Annotated in this window: 18 protein-coding genes and 1 pseudogene; 11 read left to right on the top strand and 8 right to left on the bottom strand. The window is 70.6% G+C overall.

The window, feature by feature from the left end; genetic code table 11:
• Positions 1–39: 39 nt before the first annotated feature.
• The 3 genes from LXX_RS09415 (at position 40) to LXX_RS09405 (ending at position 4057) form a co-directional block, all read left to right on the top strand.
• A complete protein-coding gene (locus LXX_RS09415; protein WP_011186625.1) occupies positions 40–1479 on the top strand; it encodes a GuaB1 family IMP dehydrogenase-related protein in 1440 nt (479 codons plus the stop codon).
• 255 nt (positions 1480–1734) lie between these two features.
• A complete protein-coding gene (locus tag LXX_RS09410; protein WP_176714735.1) occupies positions 1735–3027 on the top strand; it encodes a hemolysin family protein in 1293 nt (430 codons plus the stop codon).
• The gene (locus tag LXX_RS09405; RefSeq protein ID WP_041767692.1) at positions 3020–4057 is read left to right on the top strand and encodes a hemolysin family protein; all 1038 of its coding nucleotides are present in this window, start codon (positions 3020–3022) and stop codon (positions 4055–4057) included. Before LXX_RS09410 ends, LXX_RS09405 begins: the two co-directional genes overlap by 8 nt.
• Before the next feature lie 56 nt (positions 4058–4113).
• Here the strand turns inward: LXX_RS09405 and LXX_RS09400 are convergent, their stop codons facing one another.
• The gene (locus tag LXX_RS09400) at positions 4114–5199 is read right to left on the bottom strand and encodes an NADH:flavin oxidoreductase/NADH oxidase (protein WP_011186622.1); all 1086 of its coding nucleotides are present in this window, start codon (positions 5197–5199) and stop codon (positions 4114–4116) included.
• Positions 5200–5207: 8 nt separating this feature from the next.
• Positions 5208–5825, bottom strand: a complete 618-nt coding sequence (locus LXX_RS09395) for an HAD family hydrolase (protein ID WP_011186621.1) — start codon at positions 5823–5825, stop codon at positions 5208–5210.
• Between the two features lie 33 nt (positions 5826–5858).
• On the opposite strand from LXX_RS09395, the gene LXX_RS09390 reads away from it, so the two are divergent.
• The 4 genes from LXX_RS09390 (at position 5859) to LXX_RS15775 (ending at position 8741) form a co-directional block, all read left to right on the top strand.
• On the top strand, positions 5859–6707 hold the full coding sequence (locus tag LXX_RS09390; RefSeq protein WP_041767691.1) for an ADP-dependent NAD(P)H-hydrate dehydratase: 849 nt from the start codon (positions 5859–5861) through the stop codon (positions 6705–6707).
• A 35-nt stretch (positions 6708–6742) separates the two neighbouring features.
• Complete coding sequence (locus LXX_RS09385; RefSeq protein WP_141692750.1) at positions 6743–8083, top strand: glycosyltransferase 87 family protein; 1341 nt, start codon at positions 6743–6745, stop codon at positions 8081–8083.
• 47 nt (positions 8084–8130) lie between these two features.
• On the top strand, positions 8131–8451 hold the full coding sequence (locus LXX_RS09380) for a thiamine-binding protein (RefSeq protein ID WP_011186618.1): 321 nt from the start codon (positions 8131–8133) through the stop codon (positions 8449–8451).
• Between the two features lie 92 nt (positions 8452–8543).
• Positions 8544–8741 carry a hypothetical protein gene (locus LXX_RS15775; protein ID WP_041767690.1) on the top strand — a complete coding sequence of 66 codons (198 nt, stop codon included), beginning with the start codon at positions 8544–8546 and terminating at the stop codon, positions 8739–8741.
• 298 nt (positions 8742–9039) lie between these two features.
• Here the strand turns inward: LXX_RS15775 and LXX_RS15770 are convergent, their stop codons facing one another.
• Entirely contained in the window at positions 9040–9273 is a 234-nt protein-coding gene (locus tag LXX_RS15770; RefSeq protein WP_011186617.1) for a hypothetical protein, read from the bottom strand.
• Positions 9270–10460: a serine/threonine-protein kinase gene (locus LXX_RS15765; protein ID WP_011186616.1), complete on the bottom strand. Its 1191-nt coding sequence runs from the start codon at positions 10458–10460 to the stop codon at positions 9270–9272. Before LXX_RS15765 ends, LXX_RS15770 begins: the two co-directional genes overlap by 4 nt.
• 111 nt (positions 10461–10571) lie before the next feature.
• Between LXX_RS15765 and LXX_RS09360 the strand changes: the two genes are divergently transcribed.
• The 4 genes and pseudogenes from LXX_RS09360 to LXX_RS16870 all read left to right on the top strand — a co-directional run bounded on the left by LXX_RS09360 (position 10572) and on the right by LXX_RS16870 (position 16209).
• Positions 10572–11045, top strand: a complete 474-nt coding sequence (locus LXX_RS09360; RefSeq protein WP_041767688.1) for a hypothetical protein — start codon at positions 10572–10574, stop codon at positions 11043–11045.
• Positions 11042–11998, top strand: coding sequence for a hypothetical protein (locus tag LXX_RS09355; protein WP_050737903.1), 957 nt, complete (start codon positions 11042–11044; stop codon positions 11996–11998). Before LXX_RS09360 ends, LXX_RS09355 begins: the two co-directional genes overlap by 4 nt.
• Entirely contained in the window at positions 11995–13395 is a 1401-nt protein-coding gene (locus LXX_RS09350; protein ID WP_050737902.1) for an ABC transporter substrate-binding protein, read from the top strand. The genes LXX_RS09355 and LXX_RS09350 overlap by 4 nt, the downstream gene beginning before the upstream one ends.
• A gap of 26 nt (positions 13396–13421) precedes the next feature.
• Positions 13422–16209: pseudogene (locus LXX_RS16870) on the top strand (FtsK/SpoIIIE domain-containing protein).
• A 576-nt stretch (positions 16210–16785) separates the two neighbouring features.
• Here LXX_RS16870 and LXX_RS09335 read toward each other — a convergent pair.
• From LXX_RS09335 to LXX_RS09320, 4 genes are read right to left on the bottom strand one after another with little or no spacing between them, the layout of a single operon-like run.
• Positions 16786–17439, bottom strand: coding sequence for a response regulator transcription factor (locus LXX_RS09335; RefSeq protein ID WP_011186615.1), 654 nt, complete (start codon positions 17437–17439; stop codon positions 16786–16788).
• 35 nt (positions 17440–17474) lie between these two features.
• Complete coding sequence (locus tag LXX_RS09330; RefSeq protein ID WP_011186614.1) at positions 17475–18680, bottom strand: hypothetical protein; 1206 nt, start codon at positions 18678–18680, stop codon at positions 17475–17477.
• A complete protein-coding gene (locus LXX_RS09325; RefSeq protein ID WP_011186613.1) occupies positions 18677–19843 on the bottom strand; it encodes a sensor histidine kinase in 1167 nt (388 codons plus the stop codon). Before LXX_RS09325 ends, LXX_RS09330 begins: the two co-directional genes overlap by 4 nt.
• Positions 19844–19858: 15 nt before the next feature.
• Positions 19859–21067: a homoserine O-acetyltransferase MetX gene (locus LXX_RS09320; protein WP_011186612.1), complete on the bottom strand. Its 1209-nt coding sequence runs from the start codon at positions 21065–21067 to the stop codon at positions 19859–19861.
• Positions 21068–21153 lie beyond the last annotated feature (86 nt).

The following is a 21153-nucleotide window of genomic DNA, read 5'->3' as shown; positions in this document are numbered from 1 at the left end:
GCTATGCGGTCGCTCAGCCGGGGCGATACCGTAATTCCCATGCAGTTCTATGGAACGACACCCCGCCACGACCTGACTTACTCCGATGTCTTCCTGGTCCCTTCGCGGTCGGATGTGGCAAGCCGGCTGGATGTGTCGCTCGAGCCCCGCGACGGCACAGGAGCGACCATTCCGATTGTGTCCGCGAACATGAACTCGGTGACCGGCAAGCGCCTCGCCGCGACGCTCGCCCGCCGCGGCGGCCTCGGTGTGCTGCCGCAGGACATGCGCCCGCAGGAGATGGACGAGGCGATCCGCTGGGTGAAGGCGCAACCCGTGGCGTTCGACACCCCGTACGGGGCCGGCCCCGAAGAGACGGCAGCCGATGTGCTGCGGCGCATCCCGGCCGTCGGCGGCCACGGCGTCGTCGTCTCCGGAGAGGACGGTGGCTACCTCGGCTGCCTGGCCGCGACCCAGCTCGGCTCCGCTTTGCCGGACGCCAGGGTCGGCGATCTGCTGCATTCCGCCATCCCCGCGCTCGACGCCGAGGACCTGACCGACAGCCGTTCCGCCTTCGCGGTGATGGAGGCCGCGGATCTCGGCTTCGCGCCCGTGCTCGACCAGGGCCGCGTCGTGGGCACCCTGAGCAAGAAGACCGCGCTGCGCTCGGCGATCTACCGGCCCGCGCTCGATGCGCACGGCCGGCTGCGGGTCGCCGCCGCTGTCGGAATCAACGGAGATGTCGCCGCGAAGGCGAAAGCGCTGGCCGCGGCCGGCGTCGACGTCCTCGTGATCGACACGGCGCACGGCGACCAGGACGGCATGTGCCGCGCCATCCGCGCCGTCAAGCAGCTAGGCCTCGGCCTTCCGGTCGTCGCCGGCAACGTCGTGACCGAGCAGGCCGTGCGCGATCTCGTCGCGGCCGGAGCGGATATCCTGAAGGTCGGCGTCGGCCCGGGCGCCATGTGTACCACGCGCATGATGACGGCGGTCGGACGGCCGCAGTTCTCGGCCGTGCTGGAGACGAGCGCGACGGCGCGCGAACTCGGCGCCCACGTCTGGGCAGATGGCGGTGTGCGCTACCCGCGGGACGTTGCTCTCGCGCTCGCCGCGGGCGGGGCCTCTGTGATGATCGGCTCCTGGTTCGCCGGGACGATCGAGGCGCCCGGTCTGCTCGCCGCCGACCAGTCCGGCGCCCTCTACAAGGAGAGCTGGGGGATGGCGTCCACGAAAGCGGTGAAGGGTCGCTTCGAGCGTCTCGACGCCTACGAGCTCGCCCGCAAGACCCTGTTCGCCGAGGGCATCTCCAGCTCGCGGATCTTCCTCGACCCGCTGCGGCCATCGGTGGAGGATCTGCTCGACATGATCACGACCGGCGTGCGGAGCTCGTTCACCTATGCCGGCGCCCGGACGCTGTCCGAGTTCCATGAGCGGGCGCTGGTCGGCATCCAGTCGGCGGCGGGCTATGAGGAGGGCAAGGCGCTGCCGGTCAGCTGGTAGCCGCTGGGGTCCGTCGCCGACGGGACGGGCCAGCGGCCCAGGACGCCGCTGTGGACCGCGGGAGCCGCGGGCGTGTGCGGCGCTGCTGCGGAGGCGGGCTGGGAATCGCGGAGCCGTCCGGCGCTCTTCAGACTTCCGTCGATATACTGACCCACGAAATGGACGACCCTCCTTCACTGAAACCTTCGACCCAGCGCCCATTCCTCCGAACCGGCCCGCGCGAGCGGGGTGATCGCCTTGCTCTTTGAATGGGCCATGCTCGGCGTCGGCCTTCTGCTGACGATCGGCACCGGTCTGTTCGTGGCGAGCGAGTTCGCCCTCGTCAATCTGGATCGCGGCGACCTCGAAGCCCGCAGAGCGCGCGGCGAATCGCGGCTGGCCATGACGATCGCCGCCCTGAAGATCACCTCCACCCACCTCTCCAGCGCCCAGCTCGGCATCACCCTGACGACCTTGCTCACCGGTTACACCATGGAGCCCGCACTGAGCGCGCTGCTGCGCGGCCCGCTGACCGCCGGGGGGCTGCCGGCCGTGGTGGTGGTCCCCATCGCGTCCGTCGTCGCGATCACCGCGGCCACGCTGCTGTCGATGATCATCGGCGAGCTCGTGCCCAAGAACTTCGCTCTCGCCCTGCCGCTGTCGACGGCGCAGCTCGTCATCCCTTTCCAGACGGTTTTCACGGCGGTCTTCCGGCCCTTCGTCGTCGTGCTCAACGGCACCGCGAATGGCTTCCTGCGGATGCTCGGAATCGAGCCGAAGGAGGAGCTTTCGGGCGCGCGCACAGCCGAAGAGCTCTCCTCGCTGGTGCGCCGCTCGGCCAGCGCCGGGGTGCTGGAAGAGGACACCGCGACTCTGCTCAGCCGCACCCTGGCGTTCTCCGCCCGAACCGCCTCCGATGTGATGACGCCCCGCCCGAGCGTCGAGGCCGTGAAACGCACCGAGCCCGCCGGCGCCGTCATCAGCCTGGCGCGCAAGACCGGGCTCTCGCGCTTTCCGGTGGTCGATGAGGATGTGGACGATGTGGTCGGCTTCGTCCATGTGAAGCAGGCCGTCGTCGTGCCGCGACAGCGACGCGAGTTCGTCCCTGTCTCGGCGCTTCAGACCGACGCCCTGCGCGTCCCGGAGACTATGAGCCTCGACACGCTGCTCGGTGAGCTGCGCCGGCGCGGCTACCAGATGGCGGTCGTCGTGGACGAGTACGGCGGCACATCGGGAATCGCGACGCTCGAAGACCTCGTGGAGGAGATCGTCGGCGAGGTCGCGGACGAGCACGACCGTGCGCGCGCCGGTGTCGTCCGGGGGCGGCATTCTATCACCTTCCCCGGCATCCTGCGTCCCGATGAGCTGCTCGAACGCGCGGGCGTGACCGTTCCGGACGAGGGCCCGTACGAGACCGTCGCTGGTTTCGTCATGAACGAGCTCGGGCGCCTGCCCCGGGCCGGCGACGAGGTCGCGATCGGCGGCGGCACGCTGCGGGTCGAACGGCTGGACGGTCGCCGCGTCGACCGCATCCGGTACACGCCGGAGACGGAGGCGGACCATGAATGACTGGGCCGGAATCGCCTGGCTGCTGGCGCTCCTCCTCGTGAACGCCTTCTTCGTCGGCGCTGAGTTCGCCGTCATCTCCGCGCGCCGCTCGCAGATCGAGCCGCTGGCGGAGCGCGGCAAGCGGAGCGCCAAGACCGCGCTCTTCGCGATGGAGCACGCCACTCTGATGCTGGCGACCATCCAGCTCGGGATCACGGTCTGCTCGCTGCTCATCCTGAACGTCTCCGAACCGGCCATCCACCATCTGCTGCAGGTCCCGCTGGGGGCGACGGGCTGGCCGGAGGAGGTCATTGGGACCATCGCGTTCATCGTGGCGCTGGCGCTGGTGTCGTTCCTGCATGTCCTCTTCGGCGAGATGGTGCCCAAGAACATCTCGTTCTCGATGCCCGACCGGGCCGTGCTGCTACTTGCGCCGCCGCTGGTCGCCGTTGGGCGGGCCGTGCGCCCGATTATCGTGGCGCTGAACGCCACCGCGAACGCTGTGCTGCGGCTGTTCCGGGTGGAGCCCAAGGACGAGGCCGCCAGCACCTTCTCGCTGGACGAGGTGGCGACCATCGTCGACCAGTCCAAGCGCGAGGGCGTGCTGACCGACCGCACGGGCGCTCTGATCGCCGCGTTCGAGTTCACGGAGAAGACTGTCCGGGATGTGATGGTGGGACCGGAGACGCTCGTCGCGCTGCCCCCGTCGCCCACCCCGGCGGATGTGGAGAAGGCGGTCGCCAAGCACGGGTTCTCCCGCTACGTCGTCCTGGACGCCGACGCCGAGCCCACCGGCTACCTCCACCTCAAGGACGTGCTCGATCTGGAGGAGACCGGCTACGAACTCCCCGTGCCGGTCAAGCGGGTCCGCCGCCTGGTCACCGTCTTCGCCGGCAGCGAACTAGAGGACGCCCTGGCGACGATGCGCCGCTCGGGCAGCCACCTGGCGCGAGCGGTGGACGCGGAGGGGGCGACGGCCGGTGTGCTGTTCCTGGAAGACATCATCGAGGAGCTGGTCGGCGAGGTGCAGGACGCGACCAGGCGGAGGTAGGCCGCATCCGGGCGGTCGCTCCTCCCCGGCCGGCTCGATCTCGACGCGCTCCGCGTTCAGCCCCGCCACGCCGCGCGGAGGTATTGCGGTGGCCAGTAGCCGATCGGCACGCCCAGCTCGTGCGCGGCCCGCAGCGGGAAATGCGGGTCGCGCAGCAGCTCGCGCGCCAGCATGACCGCGTCCGCACTGCCGTTCTCCACGATGTCCGCCGCCTGGCGCGGGGTGGTGATGAGCCCGACGGCGCTTACCTCCACCTCGGCCGAACGGCGCACATGCTCGGCGAAGGGAACCTGGTAGCCCGGCTGCAGCGGGATGCGGACACCGGTCTGGATGCCTCCGGAGGAGATGTCGAAGAAGTCGGCCCCGGCTTCCTGCGCCCAGCCGGCGACGGTCGCTGTCTGCTGCTCGTCCCAGCCGCCGGGCGTCCAGTCGGAGCCGGAGAAACGGACGAAGACCGGCACGTCGCCGCCGACTTCCGTGCGCACCTCGGCGACGATGCGCAACAGCAGCCGTGCGCGGTTCTCGAGGGAGCCGCCGTACTCGTCATCGCGGCGGTTGGCGAGGGGGGAGAGGAACTGGTGCAGCAGGTAGCCGTGCGCGGCGTGCAGTTCCAGGACGCGGAAACCGGCGTCCACCGAGCGGCGTGCGCTGGAGCGGAAGCCGGCGACGACCCGGTCGATGCCGCTGCGGTCGAGTTCGGCCGGGGTGTCTAGATCGCCGAACGCGATCGGCGACGGCGCCACGGTCGGCCAGCCGCCCTCCGCGGCCGGGACCGAGCCGGTCCTGTCCTCGAAGCCCCAGGCCGGCCAGGAGGAGGCCTTGCGGCCGGCGTGGGCGAGCTGGATGCCCGGGACCGCGCCCTGCTCGGCGATGAAGGCGGCGATGGGCCGCCACGCCTCCGCCTGCTCGTCCGTCCAGATGCCGGTGTCGCGCGGGGAGATGCGACCCTCCGGGCTGACGGCGGTCGCTTCGGTGAAGACGATGCCGCTGCCGCCGGTGGCGATCGCACCGAGGTGGACGAGCTGCCAGGTCTGCGGGACGCCCGAGCGGTCCAGCACCGAGTACATGCACATTGGGGAGGCCCAGATGCGGTTGCGGGCGGTGACGCCGCGCAGCGTGAGGGGTCCGAAGAGTGTCGCCATATCGTGCCCTAAGCCGCCAGGGCCGTCAGATACGCCCGTAGATCGGCGGCGGAGGTGTAGACATACCCGGCCATCCCGACCGCCTCGGCACCGCGCACGTTCTCCTCTTTGTTGTCGATGAAGACCGTCTCGGCCGCCGTGACGCAGAGTTCGGCGAGGACGTGCTCGAAGATATCGGCGCTGGGCTTGATCGTGCCGAGCTCGCCGCTCACGAACACTTTCTCGAACAGGTCTCCGAGCGTGCCGTGCCGGAAGTACGAGCCGAAGTCGGGGCCGGCGTTCGACAGCAGCGCGAGCCGGGTGCCGCCCTCTTTCAGATCGAGCAGCACCTGGAGCGTGTTCTGGTCGATGCTCAGCCAGCTCCGGAAGTCGGTCAGCCAGAGCTGGTGGATCTTCGCGTCCGCCCACTGCTCGCCGAGCTCGCGCTCGATCCCGCGCCAGTACTGCTGGATGCTCAGCGTGCCCTGGTCCAGTGCGTTGCGGCGCCGCCAGTAGGCGGGCCAGAAACTCCCCGAATCCGCGCCGGCGAGCGTTACGAGCGCGGCCCGGTCGGCCTCCGTCGGGGTGGTCGAGATGACTTCGCCGTAGTCGAAGACGATGATTTTCCCGGGGATGGCGATGCTCATCGCCCTAACCTATCGTGAGGAGGGGAGGTTTTCATGGACGATCGGGGCCCGTGGCGGGAACGGGACGTGAACGACTGGATCGTGGCGCCGTCCGAGAGCGACGACAAGTACTCGCGGGGCGTGCTGGGCGTGGTGACCGGCTCCGGCCGCTACCCGGGCGCCGCTGTGCTCGGCGTCGAGGCGGCGGCGCGGACCGGTGTCGGGATGATCCGCTACCTCGGGGCGGCTCATACGGCCGCGGAGGTCCTGCGCCGGCGGCCGGAGGCCGTCACTGCGCCCGGACGGGTGCAGGCCTGGCTGCTCGGCTCCGGGATGGACGCTGCCTCCCGGACCCCGGACGACACCCGCCGCCTCCGCGACGCGCTCGCCGACGGCACGCCCCTCGTCATCGACGCCGGGGCCCTCGACCTTGTGCCGGAGGCTGCGGGGCCGGTCGTCATCACCCCGCACGCCCGCGAACTCGCGCTCATGCTGGCCGGTGGCGACGATCCGGACGCCATCACGGCTGACGGCATCCGTTCCGGCCCCGCCGTCTGGGCGGCGCGGGCCGCCGCTTCCTTCGGCGTGACGGTGCTGCTCAAAGGACACACCACGCACATCGCCACTCCCGGGGGCACACATCGCACGGTGACGGCGGGGACGCCCTGGCTCGCGACCGCGGGCAGCGGGGACGTCCTCGGCGGTGTCCTCGGTGCCCTGGTCGCGACGCACGCCGACGCGGTGCGCGACCAGGGCCACGACGCGCTCGCGGCGCTCGCCGCGACCGCGGCCTGGCTGCACGGCCGGGCGGGCCTGCGGGCGTCCGGTGGCGGCCCGATCGCGGCGCTCGATATCGCGGAGGCTCTTCCTGCGGTCGTGCGGGGACTGCTCTCCGCCCGCTGAACGACGCACGGGACGTGTCCTCTATGATGAGTGTCATGGGCATGGAACCGGAGCCGAAGCCCGCGAAACCGACCCCGGAGAGTGTCTCGGGCGGGCTCCAGCGCGTCGCCGCCAGCCCGTTCGCCCTGTGGATCGCGTTCCTGCTCGTCCACCTCGTTCTCGGCGCCCTCGCCTTCGACCAGGGCAAGGGCCTCGGCGACGTCATGCATGTCTACAAGCCGTGGGCGCAGCTCGCGGCGCAGGGAACCCAGATCGTCGGCGTGGACTCCGACTGGGTGTACCCCTTCGGCGCGCTGGTGCCGGTCATGGTGCCGCTGCTGCTCGGCGCCGACAATTACGTCGGCGGCTGGCTCGCGATGGTGCTCCTGATGAATGCCGCCGCCTTCGCCGTGCTCACCGCCGGGCGGGAGCCGCGCCGCATCGTGGCCGCCTGGTGGTGGCTCGGTTTCCTGCTCCTGCTCGGCCCGATCGCGGTCGGCCGGCTGGACTCGATCTCGGCCGCGATTGCGATCGTCGGACTGCTCTGGCTGACGCTGCACGAGCGCGCGGCGGTGGTCGCGATCACGGCGGCCACCTGGATCAAGGTGTGGCCGGCCGCGATCGTCGCCGCTGCCGTCATCGCGCTCAAGACACGCTGGCACATCGTCCTCGTTGCGGTCGTCACCAGTCTCGTGATCGTTGCCGTCCCTCTGCTCTTTGGCGCGGGCGGCCATGCGCTCAGCTTCGTCACCATGCAAACCGATCGCGGCATCCAGATCGAGGCTCCGGTCGCGACGTTCTGGATGTGGCAGGCGGCGCTGCACCTGCCCGGCTCGTATGTCTACTTCGACACGAAGCTGATCACGTTCCAGGTCGCGGGGGAGGGGACGGCCGTCGCGGGCGAGCTGATGAACCCGCTGCTCGCGGTCACGGTGATCGTCGTGGCGCTCGTCGGCGTCCGCTCGCTGCGGCGCGGGACGCCGTACACGCGTATCCTGCCCGAGCTCGCCCTCGCCCTCGTCACCGCCTTCATCGCCTTCAACAAGGTCGGGTCGCCGCAGTACATCGCCTGGCTGGCCGCTCCGGTCGTCATCGGGATCGTCTACCAGGGGCGAGGGTTTAGGACGCCCGCGGTCCTGGTGCTGATCACGGCGGCGCTCACCCAGGTGCTGTACCCCGTTCTCTACGGCGGGCTCATCGTCCCGAACCTGGCGATGGTGAGCGTCCTGACGGTGCGCAACGTCGGCTATTTAGTCCTCCTCGCCTGGGCGATCGCCGCCCTGTGGCGCAAGCGGCACACGGGCGAAGCCGCGGGCGACCTGCTGCCGGCTCGCGCGTGGCCGTTCCGCGCTGCGCCGGGTTCGCATCCGGTGTCGATGGTCCGGTCCGCGCGGTAGGCTGCCGGACCGAGGCTCCTGCACGGGGAGCGGACGAAGGAGGTCCCATGCTCGTCGCATTCTCGGTCGCCCCCAGCGGCGGCGAAGGTCCGGACGCATCGGTCCACGCTGCGGTCGCCGCTGCGGTGAAGGTCGTCCGCGAGTCCGGTTTGCCGAACAGGACGTCGGCGATGTTCACCGAGCTCGAAGGCTCGTGGGACGAGGTCTTCGATGTCGTGAAGCGGGCGACCGAGGCCGTCGCGCCGTTCGGTTCGCGGATCTCGCTGGTGATCAAGGCGGACATTCGCCCGGGCTACGAGGGTGAGCTCGGCGCGAAGCTCGAGCGTCTGGAACGGGCGATCGACGATGCGCGGGGCGCGGGGGAGTAGCGGGGCCGCCGGGCTCCGGGAGGGACGTCAGCGCCTCTGATCCTGTGCCGGGCTCACGGGTGGTCAGTCGCGAGTCGTGACGCTGAAAAGGGGTGCTCTCGAGGTCGGTGAAGTTGCCGACGGACGCCCGCAGCCGGCACTCGGGGGTGATCGAGAGTGCGGTCACCGTGAGCCCGTCCGACGACACCGCGACCGCGCTGCCGCAGCTGTCGGAGAACCGGAAGCTGCTCTCGCCGCCGGCGATGTCCTGCAGGAGCTGGGAGGGCGAGCCCGAGGAGGGACTCTGGTAGAGCGGGTTGAGGGTGTCCGTTCCGCTCGGCCACACCGGGAGCAGCGTGATCGGCAGGGGCGATTGGCTGACGGTCCTCGCGGGCGTCGTGACGCTGATCCCCTTGAGCCGCTGGGCCGGGTAGGTCGTCCCCCTCACCTGTGGGTCCGAGACGGCCGTGTTCGTCGCCGTCGCCGCCTCGTCGAGCCAGGCGTGCAGGGCGGCGTCGTCCGCGACCGTGCCCGGCAGGGACGCTTTCACGGTCGTCCGTCCGTCGCGCGGGACCCGCACATCGGCCAGACGCCACCCGCAGGAGACGGTCATCCCTGTCGTGGAAGCCGCGTGCCGTGTCGCGGTCGTGCCCGTCCAGGCGACAGGGTGACAGCTCGTCGTGCCCGGAGCGGGGAGGACCTCGGCAGTTCGCCGGAGAGGTCGGAATTCTGCGCCGAGTAGACGATCTCCACGACGATGCGTTTCGATGCCGGGTCGTAGGTCGCCGAGCGGGCGGTCGAAAGTCCGGTCGGGCGGGCCTGGTCCTGTTGGTTCGCGGTCACCGCCGAATCGGAGGCGACGGGCTTCGCCTTCGTCGATCCCCCGGGGACAGCAGGACGACACTGGCCCCCAGCCCGATCAGCAGGACGATTCCCGCCGCCCCGAGCGCCATTGTGCGCTTGGTCAGCCACTCGGGCCGTCGTCCGCGCTGCGGCGCCGGCGACTCGCCCGCTTCCGCCGTCGGCGCTGACGGAACCAGGGACCGGGCCAAGGGGCGCACGATGGTCCGCTGTCCCGCCTCGCCGAGGTCCGGACGCTCGTCGGACAGGGGGACGGAGTGGCCGTGGCCGGTTCGCCGGGTCGCAGCAGCTCGCCGCGCAGCATCGTCGCCGGCCGGTTCGAGCGCCGGGAGAGCGGAATGCGCGGTCGCGAGCCTCCGCGCCGTCCGGGCGGCCTCGGAAGCGCTGGGGCGCGCCTCCGGGTCCTTCGCGAGCAGGGTGTTCAGCAGCGCCCACAGATCGTCGGGTACGGCCAGCCGGGGCGGGAGCGCCGACACATGCCGGTAGGCGATTGTGAAGTCGGTTCCGGCTCCGGCGAACGGGGTGCGCCCCGCGAGCAGCTCGTAGAGCAGGATGCCGGCCGAGTACACATCCGACGCGCCCGTCGAGCGTCCGCGGCTGATCAGTTCCGGCGACATGTAGAGCGGTGTGCCGAGCAGTCCGGTCGTCTGCCGCGTGCGTTCGTCCACCACCGAGGCGATCCCGAAGTCCGTCACCCGCACGACATTGCGGGCGCCGGGCTGCCACGGCTCGGTGAGGAGCACGTTGTCCGGCTTGATATAGCGGTGCGCGACTCCATGCTCGTGCGCGGCGGCGAGCGCGTCGAAGACCTCGGCCGTCAACGTCAGGGCATCCGCCGCGGGGAGCGTCTTTGACTCGCCCAGGGCGTCGCGCATCGAGCCACCGTGGATGTGGTCCATGACGATGGCGAGGGTCTCGCCCTCCACCACGAGATCGCGGACGGCGACGATGCCCGGGTGCCGGAGCCCGATCAGCACCGATCGCTCCCGGATGAACCGCTCCACGAGCGTCGGGTCCTTGGCGTGCTCCGGCTTCAGGATCTTCGCGGCGAAGCGGGGGCCGTCGGCCGTCGTCTCTGCGAGCCAGACGTCCCCCGCCGCTCCCGCGCCGACATGCTGCACGAGCCGGTACCCGGCCCCGAGGGCGTCGCCCGGTCGTGGCTGAACCATCGATTTCCCCTTTTTCTCGGTCTTCTGGCATATTGTATGGTATATTTTATGCGATAGGGGTCTGTCCGACACCGCGCGCATCGCCGATCGCCATCCGAGGGGGACCTGATCTTGAGCTTCTCTGCGCGTTCTCGCAGCGCACGCTTCCGTCACCGGGCGTCCGCCGGTCTGGGCGGAGCCGCCCTGCTGGCGCTGCTCGCGGGATGCGTACCGACGGCGGACGCGCCCGATTCGTCGTCGCGGGTGCTTCAGTCCGTCCACGTCGCTCTCACATCGGACGGTTCTGTGCGGGCCATCGACGGCAAAGCAGTCTACCTCGGTGCCGAGTCCCAAGAGACGACGAGCACGGAGACGTCTTACCGGGCGGAGGAGGTCGTCGACGACCTTCCGGTCCGGGTGATCACCCAGTACCGCACCGACAAGGGATCCGGCTCCGATCTCTCCGACCTGAAAGGCTACACCGGCCGTCTCGAACTCAGCGTCGCCGTCGAGAACCTGACCGTCGCTCCCCGGAGCGTCTCCTACGACGTCACCGGGTCCCAGCGCACCTCACCGGCACCGCCTGCGATGGCGTCACGCCGTTGACGGCTCCGGCCTGCTATTCCGCGGCCCTCGACGCGCGGCTGGCCGCCCAGGTCACGGCGTGGACGACGGTCCAGAAGGCGACCGAGTCCGACGACGCGGCCTCGGCCCTCGGCCGGTTGCGCGCTTCGCTGACGGCCGTGCAGAATGCTCTGGCAACGGCACAGTCGACCGACGCCAAACAGCAGGAGAAGCTGCGGGCGGCGCTGGATCTGGCCGACGCGCAGGCGCGCGCCGCCCGAACGGACGCGGACACTCTGCACGGCGACCTCCTCGCCGTCTCTCAGCAGCAGGACACCCTCGCGGCGGCTATCGCCCAGGCTTTCCAGGACGCGGCCGACGACACGAACAGCCGGGTCGCGGAGACCGTGAGCGAACAGACCCGGGTGGTCTCGGAGCAGGGCCGCCTCAGCCGTGAGGCGCTCACCGACTCGTACGACCGCACGATCGCCGGGCTGACCTCGACCTCCGGCCGCGTGCTCGACGAGTCCGGCCGGATGATCGACCAGCAGAAGCGGAAACTCGCCGAGACCGACGCGAAGGCGACGGCCGCGCTCAGCGAACGGACGGCGAGGGCCCTCGACGGCATCGCTCGCAGCACCACCGCCTCCGCGCTGGATGTCGTGTCTGCGACCGCTCTGCTCCAGGGCCGTCTCCAGGGCGTCCTGCTCGACCTCGGCGACCGGTCGCCGGGCGGGGCCGGACTGCTGGGGGCGATGTCGGCGAGCGCGGCCAAGTCGGACACTGCCGATTTCCAGCTCGCGCTCGCTTCGCAGAACGCGGCCGGCTACGCGAACATCCGTGCTGAGGACATTGCGGGCATCCTGCTCGGGCAGGCCCAGTTCTCGGCGGCGCTGGACGAGGCCGCCGCCTACCCGCCCTTCCACCTGACGGTGCCGTCGGGGGCGAGCTGGCAGACCATCTACTCGTTCCAGATCGGGGGAGGCCGGAAGTGAGCACGCACAGTCGAAGGATCGCGCCCGGGAGAGGCTGGACCCGCAAGCGGGTCCTGATCGCTGCGGGCGTCGTGGTCGGCGTGGCTGCGGTCGTCGCAGCGACCTCCGTCGCCCTGCGTGCGACGGCCAGCGACCCGGCCGACCCGGTCGCCGTGACGGTCCCGGTCGCCCTCTCTAGCGTCTCGGTCCCGAAGGACACCCGCATCGGTGTGATCGTCACGCTCGGCGGCTCGGCCGAAGGGTCCGAGTGGAACATGGCCGCCCAGGGCGCCCGCGTCGCCCAGCAGCGGCAGGCGCTCGGCGGGACCACGGTCGACCTCGTCTCCGAGGACGACCACGGAACGCCAGACGGGGGCAAGGAGGCCGTCCGCCGTCTGGTCGGCAGGGGCGTCTCCGGCATCGTGATCGCCTCTTCGGGCGCCCACCTGAGCGGCGCGGTCGCCGCGGCCTCGGCCGCGGGCGTGCCGGTGATCCTGCCCTACGCGCCTCTGCCTTCCAGCGACGCGAAGGCGGAGGGAGGCTGGACGTTCGCGCCGACCGCCAAGGCGGAGCGCGAGGCGCTGACGAAGGCGGTCGGCGCAGCCCGGCATCCTTTGCACATCGACGAGGGGCCGGGGCTGCCGGACGGCTTCGCGGAGGTCGACCGGATCGCGCTCCAGCAGGGCGGCGACCTCCAGGCGCTGGCGGTCGAGGTCGCCCGGCGGACCGAGGCGGATACGACGACCAACGGCGCCTACCTCGGTGTGCCCGCGAAGGAGGAGACATCTCCCGAGCGTCAGCCCGGCACGGCGAACGACGTCATCATCGTCAGCGGAGCGCCCGGGCAGCAGGCCGCGATCGTGCGAGCCCTGCAATCCAGGAACATCGGCGTGCCGATCGTCCTCACGGGCTCGGCGACCGGTCCGGCCTTCGCCGCAGCGCTGGCCGCCCAGGGTGGGAGCGTCGCTGCTGGCCTTCAGACCGTCGGCGCTGCGTGGGGCGATGCGACCGCGCTCGACGCGACGGCCGCGGGCCGGAGGATGTCGGCTTTCCTGGCCGGGAACCGCCTGCTCGCGCAGGACTCCGGAGCCAAGAACCTCACCGGTGACGCGGCGTTCGCCACGGTCGCCTCCGCGGCGGACGCGCGCAGCCACGACGCTGTCCTCTCCCTGGTCCGCGCCGTCTCCGCCGCGGACAGCAAGGACCCCGGCCGCGTCGCCTCCGCTCTCGGCGACTCCACGCTTGGCCCCCAGAACGGCGGAGCCGGGCCCAAGCTCGACTTCTCGCGTCCATCGGCGCTCGCCGGACCCGTCGCACCGCTCGCGGCCAGCGGACAGGACCTGGCGCTGCGGCCGGCCGCTGCCGGCGGCGCCGGTGGGCTGTCTCTGGTCTGGTTCCCCGGACCGTCCAGGCGCTAGGCGCGATACGACCAAGGGAGGCCGCTATGCGGGTGGTGATCGACATCGACGGCCGGCGCGAGGCGGTCGAGCTGGGCCGGTGGGCTCCGACGGCGACTGTCGCCGAGCTCGTGGACGCGGCAGGCGGTCGCCGGCTGGAGGCGGAGGAGCGGCTCTTCGTGGACGGCGTCGCCGTGACGGCGACGACCGAACTGCGCGACCTCGTCCTCCTGGAGGGGTCGCTCGTCTCCGCGAAGCCGGGCCGCGCGCTCGCCCGGGTGGCGGGATGGAGCGTCTCGCTCTCCGGCGGCGAGGCCGTCGGCGGCATCGTGCCCGTCCCGGACCGCCGCGAGCTCGTGGTCGGGCGCTCCCCGCAGGCGGATGTGGCGCTCCGCACCGAGAGCGCCTCCTGGAGCCACTGCACTCTGGCGTTCGAGGGCGACGGGGTGCGAATCCGCGACAGCGGTTCGACGAACGGCACCATCGTCGACGGCCGCCGCATCGACGCGGAGGGCGAGCTGCTCACCGGGCCGGCCACCGTCCTGGTCGGCGGCGCTGTCCTCACCCTCGATCTGGTCAAGGACGGGCCGCACGGACTCGTCGGCGGCACGACGGGCTCCGGCAAGAGCGAGTTCCTCCGCTCCTTCGTCGCCGGCCTCGCGGACCGGAACGATCCCACCCGGCTGAACTTCATCCTGATCGACTTCAAAGGCGGCGCCGCGTTCAAAGCGTGCGAGCGCCTCCCGCACACCATCGGCACGATCAGCAATCTCGACGAGCAGCTCGCCGACCGCGCCCTGCGCGCGCTCGAGGCCGAGATGCAACGCCGGCAGCGCCTGTTCGCCGCCGCGGGCGACGATATCGACAACCTCGACGCCTACCTCGCGACGAACCCGGCCGAACCGCTTCCGCGGCTGCTGCTCGTCATCGACGAGTTCGCGATGCTCGCGAAGGACTTTCCGGACGTTCTCGCCTCCCTCGTCAGCGTCGGCGCGGTCGGCCGGACGCTCGGCGTCCACATGGTCCTCGCGACCCAGCGCCCCGCGGGGGTGGTCACCGAGGACATCCTGGCCAACACGAACCTCCGGGTCGCCCTGCGCGTGCAGAGCAGGGAGGACTCCTCGAACGTCATCGGCGTCCCTTCCGCCTCCGCCATCGGCCGCGCGCAGACGGGCCGGGCCTACGTCAAGCTCGGGCAGGACGACATCACGCCGGTGCAGACGGCCCTCGTCACCGGACGCGCGCAGCAGGAGACAGCCGAGGCCGTCGAGGTGCAGCTCCTGGACGATTTCGGTGTTCCGATCCCGCTCCGCAGCGCGCCGGCCGCAGCAGACGGCGCGACCGACCTCGACGACCTCATCGACGCTGTCGTCGCCGCGAACGCGCAGGCCGGGTTCGCCCCGCCCCGCCCGGTCTGGCCGGAGGCGCTGGGCGAGACTGTGGAACTCGAAGAGATCGGCGGGATGAGCGGGCAGCTCATCGCCGTCTGGCTGCGATCTGAGCCAGGGCAACCTCATGCTGATGGGCATCGCCGGAAGCGGCACCAGCACCGCACTCTCCAGCATCGCGCTCGCCGCGGCCGGGGCGACGCCTCCGGAGGACCTGGACATCCTGTGCCTCGACATGGGCTCACGCGAGCTTGCCCCGCTCGCCGGGCTGCCGCACACCGTCGCCTACGTCGGCTCGGGTGCGGGCGCGAAGGAGAAGCAGACGAGGTTCCTGCGGCACCTGCTCGGCGAGTTCGAACGCCGCCGGTCCTCCGGCGAGGGGACGCCCCGCCGGGCGCTCGTCCTGCTCGACGGGCTGGCGGCGCTCCGCGACGAGTTCCAGGACTACCAGGGGCAGGCGCTGCTCGACGGCCTTTACCGTGTGTACGCCGACGGTCCGAGCGTCGGTATGTCGTTCGCCGTCTCGACGACCCGGGCCAAGGCCATCCCTTCGGCGATGGACGAGGTCACCACGCAGAAGTGGCTCTTCCGCCTCGCCGACGCCTACGACTATTCGGCGCTCGGCGTCCGCGGCACGGCCATCCCTGCCGCCGTGCCCGGCCGCTACGTCGACGTAACGACCCTGTTGCAGAGCCACGTCGCGATTCCGGCCGGCGGCTTCGTGGGCACGGTGGACGCGGTTGCCCGCCGGTGGGCGGACAGTGGGGCGAAGCGCGATGCCATCGGGAGTCTGCCCGACCGGATCGCTGTGGCGGAGCTCGGCGTCGCTGCGACGACCGGCGGTGAGCCTTGGCTGATCCCGGTGGGTCTGCGTGAGGACACCCTGGCGCCGGCCACGCTCGAAGTGTACGAGGGTGAGCATCTCCTCATCGCGGGGCCGTCGCGCTCGGGCAAGTCGACGCTGCTGCTCGCGGTCGCGGAGAGCATGCGGGCGGCGGGGTGCCAGGTCTGGGGGATCCACGACCGCCGATCCCCGCTGGCTGCGGCCGAGCTGGACCGGAGCGCGGGGAGCGCTGACGAAATCCCGGCCCTCCTGGCCTCGCTCCGGCTGGAGACCGCGCCGATCGTCCTGCTGATCGACGACGCGGAGCGGGTCGAGGACACGGATCAGTCGATCGCCTCGCTGATCTCCGCCCAGCGCCCAGGACTGTGCATCGTCGCGGCGGGCCGGGGCGGCGACCTCCTGAACCTCTACAGCCATTGGACGAAGGCGGCCCGCAGCGCCCGCTGCGGCGTGCTGCTGCAACCGGACATCGACTACGACGGCAATCTTCTCGGCGTCTCGCTTCCACGCCAGTCTCCGGTCGCCATCACCCCCGGCCGTGGGTACGCTTGCGTCGGAGGCGCTGTCGCGCTGATTCAGGCGGTCAGCCCGTCTGGAACTTGACATGAGAGATTCTGTATTGGAAAGATCAAAGTGATAATCCAATTGGTCCGTGTGGGCCGTTTTGAGGGGAAGTAATTATGTCGCGTGTGCTTTCGACCGAAAAGGCGAAGACGGCTATTCGTCAGATCCAGTCGATTGTCAATGGGGGTTCACCGATCAGATCGCCCAGTTGGATGCTCAGGGTCGTATTCTGTCCGATTCGAATGTGTGGGATGGGCCGTTGGCGTCGACGTTCCGGGGGTCGACGTGGCCGGAGACCAAGGCTGCGTTGGATAAGGCTAAGCAGGAGCTTGAGGAGCTGAGGACTCAGCTCGACCGCATCTCGCAGGATATTTTCACGGCTGGTGGCGGGGCTTGATCCGGCCGGGAGCTGTCTGGGTGCCCTCGTCTTTTGGCGGGGCACCCTTTTCCGTTCGGTGAAGGGGACCGGATCGTAGCGGACTGGTGCGGGTAGGGCCTCGACCTGGCCACGAGCGATCGTGCGGTGCGCACAGCAACCGCATCGCTCTGCACCGGGTAGCGCGCTGTGCCGCTTTCCGCGCTGTACACCTGCCGCCCTTGCGCTCAGCCCCGCCTCTAGTCGTTCTGCAGCAGGATCCCGTCCTGGATGGCCCGCTTCCGTAGCGCTACCTTGGTGCCGACGTCGTAGCCTGCGACGCGGTACTTCTCGCGGATGCGCTTCAAGTAGCTCTTCGCGGTCTCGTCGGAGATGCCGAGCTGGAAGGCGACGGCTTTGACCGGCTCGCCGGCGCCGTAGAGCGCCATGACGCGGCGCTCCTGGGCGCTGAGCTTGGGGGCGCCGCCGACTTCGCCGGTGTTGAGGGCGAGATCGAGTTCGGCGGAGATGAACGACTCGCCCTTGCTCGCCGCGCGGATCGCTTCGACGATCATGACCGCGTCCTCGCTCTTGACGAGGTAGCCGAGCGCGCCGGCGGCGAGGGCTTCGCGAACGACGGCGGGCTCCGAGTAGGTGCTCATGAGCACGGTGCGCACGCCGGTCGTCTTGAGCGTGGAGAGCTTGAGGGAGACGGGGATGTTGTCTTTGAGGTCCAGGTCGAGCAGGACGACATCGACGGGGAACTCGGGGTGCGTCAGCAGCTCGGGCCAGCTGGCGACGGCGGCCACCATGCTGATGTCGTCCGCGGCGTTGCGGATCCATTCGGTGAGAGCCCCGAGCAACATTTTGTGATCGTCGACGATCGCGATTCTGATGGGGGGTTTCTCGCTCATGGGCAGCCTTTCTTCCTTGTGAGTACCGTGCTGGGTCAGGGCATCTCGGCTGAAGCTTCGCTCACGGTGGTGACCTCGATTCGGAGCGTCGATCCGGAGAACGACTCGACATGGCGGCCCACCTTACGGATAGCTTGCCACGCGGCAGGATCCACCCCGTTTCGCGGCACACCGGTGGCTGTCACAACGATAGCCATTGTGGCATCCGTGGCGACGGCTCCGGGCATCGCTGCGGTGACGGGCCGCCGTTCGATTCCGAGGGTCAGCGTTCTGGCCTGTCCGGCCCCGGAGCGCACCGGATCGCTGATGAGCAGCCAGACCGCGGTGAGGAGGCCGTCGCGCTGATCGCGGGTGAGCCCGGCGGCGAGGCCCTCGGGGTCGTTGAGCCTCACCGCCGGACCCAGCAGCGTCGACTCCGTGACCGCGTGGTAGAGCCAGGTCTCCTTGCGGCCCTGGATGAGGCGGATGCGAAGCGCGGTGGCGATGCTGGCGGCGGCGTCCGCAGTGGACTCGTCCAGCGGGAGCGACGTCTGCCCGGTTGCCACACCGTCGAGGAGGCGCTCGGCGGCGAGGTCGAGCCGGGCGAGCTCCTCGGAGGCCATCATCCCGACCGCGTACCCGGGGGAGGAGACGGTGCTCTGTGCCTGCACGAGGTCCAGTTCCAGCTGGACGAGTGTGCTCAGCGACCGGACGATCTGCACGCCGATCAGCGGCGGAGCGACGGCGACGGCGATCGTGACCAGGTTCGGGCCGAAGATCTGCGGTTGCCCGCTCGCTCGCAGGACGAGCACGACGGTCAGAACGATGCCGAGCGCCACCGCGGCGATCGCGATCTCCCCGGCGGGCCGGACCGGGACGCACAGCAGCAGGGCGGGGCCGACGGCCGCGGCGGCGGTCAGCGGGACCCAGCCGGCGCTGGTGGCGGTGCCCGCCACATCCAGGGCCACGATCGCGGCCCAGACGATGAGGGCTCCGGCGAACATCCAGGTGGGAAGCGCCTCCGGCAGCCGGAAGCGGACGAAGAGCGCGACGAGGAGCGTCGCCAGCAGCAGCGCCCACGCCCCGAAGCTGAGGCCGATCCGCGGGGAGGAGAGGCTGGAGAGGGCCAGCACCACGAGGAGGAAGGCGATCAGGGTGACCGCCGCCACATTGAAGCCGAGGTCCAGCTGGGCCTGCTCGAGGGCGTCGTGCTCCTGGCCGCCCGGGCGGCGCGGGATGGTGCGCTCGTCCGCCTTGCTCACTTCGGCACCTCCAGAACCACCGTCGTCCCGCTGCCGGGTGACGAGAACAGGCGCGCGTTGCCCCCGACATCGTGGAGGCGCGCGACGATCGACTCGGCGAAGCCCAGCCGGCTTTCCTCAATGCTGGCGACATCGAAGCCTTTGCCGCCGTCGGTCACCATCGCGCGGACGGTCGTCTCGTCGTCCGTGATCGTGACGTGCGCCTCGTTCACGCCGGAGTGCCGGCGGACGTTCTCGAGGCACTCGCCCAGCGCGAGGAGGAACGAGTCCAGCACTTCGCTCGGCAGGAGCACCTGTCCGGCGCCATGCCAGTTGACTTCGAGCCCCATCCGCCGGAAGCGCTGCTTGACCGATTCCAGCGTGTTGCCCAGGGTGGACTCCTCGACCGGTTTCAGGCGGTAGTCGCCGGACCGGCTCGGGTCGGGGGCGAAGCCGAGTCGCAGCTGGCGGAGCAGCGCCGCGTCTTCGGCCGCCTGCTCCCGCAGCGCGCCGACGCCGACGCCGACGCCGGAGTGCGCCAGCAGTGTGAGCGTGGCGAGGACCGTGTCGTGCAAGAGACGGGCGCCCTGGCGGCGGCGCGCCTCGGTCTCCGAGGCCTGCCGCTCGACGCGGTAGGCGCGGCTCATCGTGGAGATCCGCTTGAGTGTGCGCGGCACGGTTCGCGAGAGCCAGACACCGGTCGTCGTGAGAGCGATCCAGCCGGCGGCGACGAAGACGAGCGACTCGGCCATCTGCGAGCGGGTGAGCCCGAGCGTTGTGACGGTGGCCGCGAGCGTCAGGGCGACCGCGCCGACGAGCAGCAGCATCCGGGGTCTCGACGTCACCCCGAGCACCGAGACGGACGCGATGCCGGCGGCCGCGGTCACCGCGATAGCGGCGACCGCCGACGGCCCGAGCGGGCGCATCGGCAGCAGGCTCAGCAGGATGAGCGCAATCCCGGAGACGACGATGACGGAGAGCCACACCGTGAGGCGGGACAGCGAGGCGAGCCGGACCTGGGCGTACGCCATGCACGCGATCAGCACAAGCGACGCGAGGTAGAGGGGGAGCGGGAGGGTTCCGGGAACGCTCAAGCAGAGGGCGGCGGTCACCGTGGCCGTCAGCCCCACGGTGCGGGCGGTCGAGGCGAGGAGACGATCACGCTCCCTCTGGATGCGCGACATGCCCCTCCGTTCCGTTCAGGCCGCGAACAACCTCCTCAGCTGCCCGCCGATGAGATCGTCCTCGATCAGGAATCCGTCGTGGCCGAAGTGCGATCGGACCACGAGAGGAACTCTACCGTCAAGTGCCGCCGGCAGGTGGGAGGCGATGAGCTCTTGCCCGTCCACCGGGAAGAGCCGGTCGCTGTCGATCCCGACGACCAGCGTCGTCGCCGTCACCCGGGAGAGAGCCGCCGCCAGGCCGCTGCCGTCGTGGCCGACATCGTGCGAGTTCATCGCCTGCACCAGGGTCAGGTAGCTGTTGGCGTCGAAGCGGCGGGTGAACTTGTTCCCGTGGAAGTCGAGGTACGACTCTACGGCGAACCGGCCCCCGTCGCCCAGCGGGCTGATGCCGCTCTGCCAGGTGCGCTCGAACCGGTCGTTCAGCTCGGACAGGCTTCGGTAGGTGATCAGGGCCATCCGCCGGGCGAGGGCGAGCCCCTGGTGCGGGCCCTCGCCGTCCTTCTCGTCGTAGTAGGAGCCGCCGTGGAACAGCGGATCGGTGCGGATGGCCCCCAGCTGCACGGAGTTGAACGCGATCTGGTCGGCGGTGGAGTGCGGCGGTGCGGCGATCACGGCGAGCCGTTCGACACGCTCGGGGAATCCGACAGCCCACTCCAGTGCCTGCATTCCACCCATCGAGCCACCGACGACGGCGGCCCAGCGCCCGATCCCGAGCGCGTCGGCGAAGGCGGCCTGCGCTTTCACTTGATCGCGGATCGTCGTGAACGGGAAGCGCGCTCCCCACTCGGCCCCGTCCGGGGCGATGGAGGTCGGGCCGGTCGTCCCCTGGCAGCCGCCCAGCATGTTCGGGACGGCCACGAACCAGCGGTCGGTGTCGATCGCTTTTCCCGGGCCGATGATGCCCTGCCACCAGCCGGACGTCCGGTGCCCGGGGCCGGCTGCGCCGACCGCGTGGCTGTCGCCGGTGAGAGCGTGCAGAACGAGCACGGCGTTGTCGCGAGCGGGGGACAGCTCGCCCCAGGTCTCGTAGGCGATGCGCACGAACGGGAGGCTCTCGCCGCTCTCGAAGCCGAACGCCCCGATGCCGGCGAAGCGTCTCCCGCCGACCGGGTCGGACTCCTTCCAGGCTCCGCTCGCGGGCGGCTTCCCGAACAGCGACCGGTCCTGCTCCTCGGTGATGAAACTCGAGGGGGCCGTGTCGGCCGACGTCGTCTGCCAGTCCATGCGCCCATTCTGGCGGAGCGGGGGGCCGTCCTCACGCTGTGTTACGACGTCGGCGGAAAGGGAGCGTCCGGATTCGGGACGGCGTC

Source organism: Leifsonia xyli subsp. xyli str. CTCB07 (genome assembly GCF_000007665.1).
GTDB classification, from domain to species: domain Bacteria; phylum Actinomycetota; class Actinomycetes; order Actinomycetales; family Microbacteriaceae; genus Leifsonia; species Leifsonia xyli_C.
This window is presented reverse-complemented; position numbering and strand designations above follow the sequence as displayed.